Origin of the sequence: Marilutibacter penaei (genome assembly GCF_014145395.1) — a bacterium.
Classification (GTDB): Bacteria; Pseudomonadota; Gammaproteobacteria; order Xanthomonadales; family Xanthomonadaceae; genus Marilutibacter; species Marilutibacter penaei.
In genome coordinates this window covers 422705-429145 of the sequence record NZ_JACHTE010000002.1, presented here as the reverse complement: position 1 = coordinate 429145, position 6441 = coordinate 422705, and the positions used below count along the sequence as shown (strand labels likewise).

Below are 6441 nucleotides of genomic sequence, written 5' to 3'. Positions count from 1 at the left end.
CCGGCTTCGGCTTCACGCAGGAAGCCGATGATCTGCTCTTCGGAAAAGCGCTTCTTCACGTCCAATCTCCTTCTGCTTGGGGATTGGACTCCAAATCGCCGTGCTACTCAAAGGCGGGGGGGCGTCGTGCGTATCCCGCACGCATCCTCCCCAAGCAGGTTGTTCGTGCCACGCAGGATCTCGGCCTCGCCGCCGTCTTCCAGATACACCTCGACGATGACGGTCGGCGGAGCCGCCTTCGGATTGGACTGCAGTGCCTGGACGTATTCCTTCGTGGCGTCTAGGTTGACGTAGTAAGGCGAGAGTTCCTGTGCAAACGCCCTTCCGCCGACCCGCCCAGTAAGCGCAAGGTTGATCGCTTCTATCAGTGTGGATTTTCCGCTGTCATTGCCGCCGACGAGGACGTTAGTACCAGGCAGCATCTCGACATCGAGCTTGCGGAACTTGCGATAGTTCCGGATGACGACCTTGCGAATCACGGCTCCCCCTTCCGCTCTATGAGATCCTAGCCACTCCTCCGCGCCGCCATCCACTTCCATGCCGGCGTGAGATCCACCCAGTCGAACTCGTCACCCAAGCTGCCATCATCATTGACGATGCGCAGGCGGGTGTCCTCCCGCGTGACGAACAGCACCTTGCCGTAGATCTTCGGCGTACGCTGCGCCTTGCGGCTAGCGTCCTTGGTACTTTCCTTGGTCTCCACCATCCGAACTTCTGTGGGCACCCCCAAGGGATACTCCAGGCAAACGATGAAGTCCGGATAGAAATAGTTCCTGTGCTCGCTGCGCACGACCCGGACAGACCAGGGCTTCCGCGACGGGTTGCGGTGCCACCACACGACGTGGTCGTCGCGCTCCATAGACTGGATGAACTCCCGCTCCTCCTGGTTGACACCTGCCGACCCATCGACCCCGAAGACCGAAATAGTCCCGCCTGCGTGAGCCAGGGTCTCCTTGAACATGGTCGTCTGGCCTTCGATGTCCAGACTGTCACGGGCACTCGTAATCGAGCCATCCAGCGGCGGGACAACGCCGTAGAGGTTCTTCTGGGCCTGGTCCAGCGCCTTGCTCAGCGGATAAAGCAGGAACTGCGGCAGCGGAGATGCACTGCCAATGGTCGCAAACTCGGCGATCGCGTCCTGGACCATCTCACCGATCCGTTGGGCGTCTCGGCGGACAACCCAGCAGGCAGCGTCGCGCGCCAACCGATCCAACTGCTTGTCGTCCAGTACCGATGAACTAGAATCGGAAGGAGGAACGGCCACATCCTCCCTCAGTCGGCCTGCCAGCGTTCCAATGATGATCCGAACGTCGGCGTCTTCTACCTGCGGGATCTTCTTCAACTGAGAAGCCGCATCGCGGGCCAGCGAGGCTCGGTCTGTGATGACCGTGACCTCCTCCGTTCGGATGTTGTCCTCGTCCTTCGTAAGCTCCGTGTGAATCTCTTTGTCTCGCAGAAGGTTGTAGGCGGCGCGCACCGCAAAGGCGACCTTGTCCTCGGTTAGCGGCAGGTTCATGGCCACATGCGCCGACACCTTTGCCATGTCAGCCATCGCCGGCCTACTCTCCTGCTGGAACACTGCAGGCGCTCCCGGCAGCTTCAAGTTGAGCCTGTAAGCCTTGAGTCCCTGCTCCTTGAGCCGTTCCAGGATCTCGTTTTCATCAGCGGGAACGACAGCAGGCTTGGGGGAGGTATCCACCACCCAGTCCGTCTCCATGATCGTCGTACCCGGGTCGGCAGTCGTGTCCTTGCCAAACAGGCCAGGTTGATCGGTACCGGTACTCGGCAGCCCCACCTCGTCTTCCTCGTCCGGCTCCTCAATGGTCCTGGCCGGCGTCGGCTTTGTCCCGTCGTAGAACGCTGGCAGCTGGGTCGAGGTCTTGTTGGTGATGACCGTCGCACCGCTCTTGGTCTGCTTGACGATCATCTGTTCGGTCTGGCCTTCCAGCTGGCTCTTGACCGCGCCGACTGTGTTCACCGCCGACTGAAAGCCCGCCTGGGCTTCTCCATCGGCCAAGTAGACGAATGCTGTATCCAGGGAGTCGAGGATCTCCTGAGGCTTGGGGAAGGCATCCCGTACTTGGGGCGCCACGCGCATGACGCGCCCGATGAACTGCATGGCGAAGTCGGCGTCATTGACCAACTTCGTCGATGCCAATACGAACGCCCGGGGAGCATCGAAGCCCGTACCTGCCGACTGCTTGAAGATCAGGACTTCCTTGCTGTGATCATTCGCAATGGCTGCCATTAGGACAGGATCTGGTTCGTCGGCCGAATGCACGCCAATGGCACCCATGGGCACTCGGCACAGGCGAATGAGATCCTCACGCGCTTCCTCAACAGTCTTGTCGCCGTTGGCGACTTGCACAAGCAGAAGTGGTGTCAGGTCGATCCCTTCTGCCTTGAGAATCTTCTTCAACCACAGATGCTTCTTCCAGGCTTGGCGTAACACGGTCCTTTTAAGATCGGCAACGGTGGAGATAGTCCGTTGCAGGTCGTACTTCACCGCCTCGATGTACTTCTTGTTCAAGCGGGCTTCGACCGCTTGGGCCCGACTGACAACAAATGATGTACGAGCCTGCTTGCCTGACTGTGCCAGGAACTGGTCCAGTACTGCGTCCTTCGGCGTGGCCGACGCCATCACCATGTAGTCGGGGTTGACCCACAGTGCGAACGCGCCAAACTCAGTGCCGGTCTTCAAGCCAATGTGAGCTTCATCCACGACCAAGCCGATCTTGAGCTTGCGGGCACGCGCCAGCTCAACGAACTCGTTCAGCGCCCGCTGCTCGTCGTCAGCTCCGCTGGAATAGCCAGTCTTGCGGTCCTTGGCGCTGGCCACGCCAGCCGCCGTGGACAGCAACACCATGCCCTTTGTGGGTTCCTGGTTGCGCCCGCGAGACAGCATGACGGGAAACAGTTGCCCTTCCGCATTGCCCAAGATGGCGTCTTCTGTCTGCTGGACCAGGTTCACGTAGGGAACGAACCACATCCATACCGTGTCTTGTGCCTCAGACACCTTGGACAGTGCGCGCACCAGCATGAAGGTCTTGCCCGAGCCGGTTGGGGCCCTCAGCAGTACCGGCGGTGACGGGTGGCTAAGCAGCGCTGCTGACAGGTTGTTGATAATGTCCTTCTGGAAGCCAATAGGCTCATGACTGGATGTCTGCGCGGCAACGAAATCCATGTTCATGCGCGTCCTCCCACCTGGCCAGCGAGCAATGCCTCGCCCAAGCTATGGCAGTTGGCATCGACGCCTCGCTCCTCCAATGCTTCCTGAAGCGCTACGGGACGATCGCAATACACGGCCAAGCGTTGCACACCATGGGCCTTCGGCCATGCTGCCAGCTCATCGACGGTATTCGCATTGACATCTGCACACAGCAGGATGTCGTAGTCATCGGCCCTGGCAATGTGTTGGACGCCCCCCTCGCCGAACTCCCATACCGCGTGAGCCAACCGCAGGCTCAATAGTGCCGCGGCACTATCCGTCTTGGCCTCGAACGGAAGATCTGCTGGCGCCAGCTTGTTGAGCTTCAGATAAGCGAACTCGCCTCCCTGATCCACCGTGAAGCCTGGGCTGCCGTTGTAGCCCGCCATGACACGCCGCACCCGCGCCGCGCACACATCGCGGCAAACGTTCTTGTCCCGCTCCTTGTCGGTTGCTTCCGTGCTCGAACACAGGATGAAACGCCGCTGCCCTCCATCCTCGACGTTCAACTGAAGCAACGCATGAGCGGTAGTGCCGGACCCCGCAAAGAAGTCCAGTACCGTGTCCTCTTTGTGGGTTGCCTGCTCCAACAGACCCTTCAACAAGCTCAGCGGCTTCGGATAGGGGAAGGCTTTTCCACCAAGTACCGACTTCACTTCCTCAGTGGCAACGCCGCCGCGGGTACTACGCATCGTGATGACGGCCTCGATGTACTCGTCATCGTCGTTTACCTCTTCATTGATACCCGCAATCCAGCTACTCAACGGTGCCAGGCGTTCTTCCTCGGGACGTGCAGTCCAGTGTTCCTTCCGGGAAGGTCGACCGGTCCCGATGGGCTTCCCGATCCAGAAATCCAGGTCCGGGAGGTTCTCCCGCAGCAGTGGCGTCTTCTTCTTAGGCAGGATCGGTCCGCGCCCCTCACGGATTGCAGCAAGCAGTTCATCCCTCGTATCGAACCGCATGACATCCTCAGGACTGCACGGGGGGAAGTAGATCAGCTTCTTCTCGATCAGCTGCTCGATGGTGTCGCTGCGCAGTCCATCAAGGGCTGCGGCAACTGCATCTTCATCGTTGTCGAGGCGCCGCCGGATTTCCCGTTCCGATGCGTACCGCCAAACGTTGTCGGGGTCGCAGGGGTACCAATACCCGGTCTCAGGGTTCTGGATCGGGTAGTAGGTGTTCCCGCGTTCGGTATAGGTGTGTGATTTCGTCAGTGGCTGCGGCGACCAATCGCCACGCTCGTCATCATCCGGATTGCGGAACTTCTTCCGATCGGTGGGACGACCATTGAAGATAAACCCTGGATTGGCATAGACCAGCACATGCTCATGTACATGGCTAAAGCGCTGGGACAGATCGTTTCCGGTGTCCTTGGTTCGCCACACCAGGCTACCGATTCTCCGCCCAGGGAACACCTCATCCATCAGGAGTTCAAGGCGAGATCGGTTCTCGTCATTGATGGACACCAGGATGACGCCATCTGGCGCCAGAAGTTCCCGCGCAAGCAGCAGCCGACGGTACAGAAACTCCAACCACTGAGAGTGCCGCCACCTGTCAGCCTTCCCGACATAGCGATCGTTGTAGACCCAGTCCTTATTCCCGGTGTTGTACGGCGGATCGATATAGATCACTCGGATCCTGCCCGCATGGGTAGCTTTGAGCAGGCGGAGCGAGTCGAAGTTGTCGCCCTCGATCACCAGATTGCGATGGACAAACTTCTCGCCCGTTTCGACAGGCTTGTGATTTAGCTCCGGTACCAACTGAGGCAACACGACATCGGCATTCAATGCCTCATCGTGCTCAATGGCATTGCGCTCCCAGGTCAGGCCCAGCTTGCGCTTGGTAAGGTGTTCGACGAGCAACCGACGTAGTTCGGGGGCGCTTAGTTGGCCTAGGCGAGCGAGGAGGTCGGTAGGCTTGTCAGATTGGGTCATGAGTTCGATCTATTGTGCTTCTAGGCCGCAGTTGAACGGCCTTCAGGTCTGTCTCGATTGTCACACAGCCCCAGAGCGGCTTTCCACGGCTCCCCACGGCCTTCCTAGCCTCTGCCCTTCCCTGTCTCAGAACATGAGTCGCAGCACCCACAGACTGGTCCAAACTGGCTAGTTCGGCCGATCTTGCCTACAACCCACTGTTTCTGAAGGCATCACCCATGGCTGGCCGCCGACATCACTATCTCCCCCGGTTCATCCAGCGCCCCTTTGCCTTCCGGCAGAAGGGCAAGCACTTCTATGTCCACGCCCACCACCGGGCGCACGGCGCCTACGGCACCAATGTCATGGAGCTGGGCCAGGAGTTGGACTTCTATGGCGGCCCCGAGGACACCAGTCTGGACGACACGATGACCGCCGGCGAGAAGCAACTGGCCATCACGGTCAATCGACTGAACAGTGATGGGCCAGTCGATCCCGAAGCAATCGCCTCATTGATCTGTGCGCTTGGGATCCGAACCAAGTCAATGCGGACTGCATTGACGAGCATGTTCCCAGTTCTTCTGCAGGCTGGGCGGGCCCGTCTGCTTGATGGGAAGCGGCTACAGGTTGAACTGGCCAAGAGCCTCCACGACCCAAAGAAGCGACGGCAGCTAATCTACGAGCAGATACGCAAGGACCATGGCCATTTGGGTCGCGAGCAGCAAGCCAAGTTCTACGCTCTGATGTTGCCGAAGTGGAAGATCCTCGTACAGGAGAACGAGCAGCGAATGCTTGCCGAGGCCAGGGTGTGGATTGAGATGGGGCTTGATCGCCTGCAGGGGGAAGCAACTGCCGTTGCCAATAAGGCGTTCCTTGACGCTCTGGCCAAAGGGCCTGAGAGCCCCATCCGGGCGCAACGCATGGTTGACGAAATGGGGTTTGACACATGGGATGCGCCAAACGGAGAGAGCTTCATTTTGGGCGACTGCGGCCCAGTGGCCGTGTTCACTGACGGCAAGCCGCGCCTGGCTCTAGGAGCTATCGACAATGACGTGGAGATGGCAAAGGTGTTCCTGCCGATCTCGCCCACACGCTGCATCGTGGGCCTACGTCCACCCACCGCCAACGAGTTGAGTGTGGACGATCTCAACAAGATCAGTGCTGCACTGTCACACGAGTTCTTCGTCAGCGATCAGGCAGACAATCCCAGCTTGGCCATTCTGCGCCAGACGATCGGCTCGCTTGTGCCCATCGCCACGGAGGAAGAGATGTCCCAGCTCCTTGCCGAAGACGGACGCGATCGCTGAGGCGATCCTGGTG

4 protein-coding genes are annotated in these 6441 nt (G+C 59.5%); 1 reads left to right on the top strand and 3 read right to left on the bottom strand.

Annotated features, from left to right (window positions below; translation table 11 throughout):
* Positions 1–107: 107 nt before the first annotated feature.
* From H4F99_RS04255 to H4F99_RS04245, 3 genes are read right to left on the bottom strand one after another with little or no spacing between them, the layout of a single operon-like run.
* Positions 108–479 (bottom strand): AAA family ATPase, encoded by a 372-nt coding sequence (locus H4F99_RS04255; protein WP_182668458.1) that lies wholly within the window; start codon positions 477–479, stop codon positions 108–110.
* A gap of 26 nt (positions 480–505) precedes the next feature.
* Positions 506–3190 (bottom strand): DEAD/DEAH box helicase, encoded by a 2685-nt coding sequence (locus H4F99_RS04250; protein ID WP_182668457.1) that lies wholly within the window; start codon positions 3188–3190, stop codon positions 506–508.
* Complete coding sequence (locus H4F99_RS04245; protein ID WP_182668456.1) at positions 3187–5142, bottom strand: site-specific DNA-methyltransferase; 1956 nt, start codon at positions 5140–5142, stop codon at positions 3187–3189. Before H4F99_RS04245 ends, H4F99_RS04250 begins: the two co-directional genes overlap by 4 nt.
* Positions 5143–5360: 218 nt before the next feature.
* On the opposite strand from H4F99_RS04245, the gene H4F99_RS04240 reads away from it, so the two are divergent.
* A complete protein-coding gene (locus H4F99_RS04240) occupies positions 5361–6428 on the top strand; it encodes a DUF4238 domain-containing protein (protein ID WP_182668455.1) in 1068 nt (355 codons plus the stop codon).
* Positions 6429–6441 lie beyond the last annotated feature (13 nt).

Bases quoted from the DNA above. Each gene is read 5' to 3' on its own strand.
- H4F99_RS04240 (WP_182668455.1), top strand. From the start codon at position 5,361: ATGGCTGGCCGCCGACATCACTATCTCCCCCGGTTCATCCAGCGCCCC.
- H4F99_RS04245 (WP_182668456.1), bottom strand. From the start codon at position 5,142: ATGACCCAATCTGACAAGCCTACCGACCTCCTCGCTCGCCTAGGCCAA.
- H4F99_RS04250 (WP_182668457.1), bottom strand. From the start codon at position 3,190: ATGAACATGGATTTCGTTGCCGCGCAGACATCCAGTCATGAGCCTATT.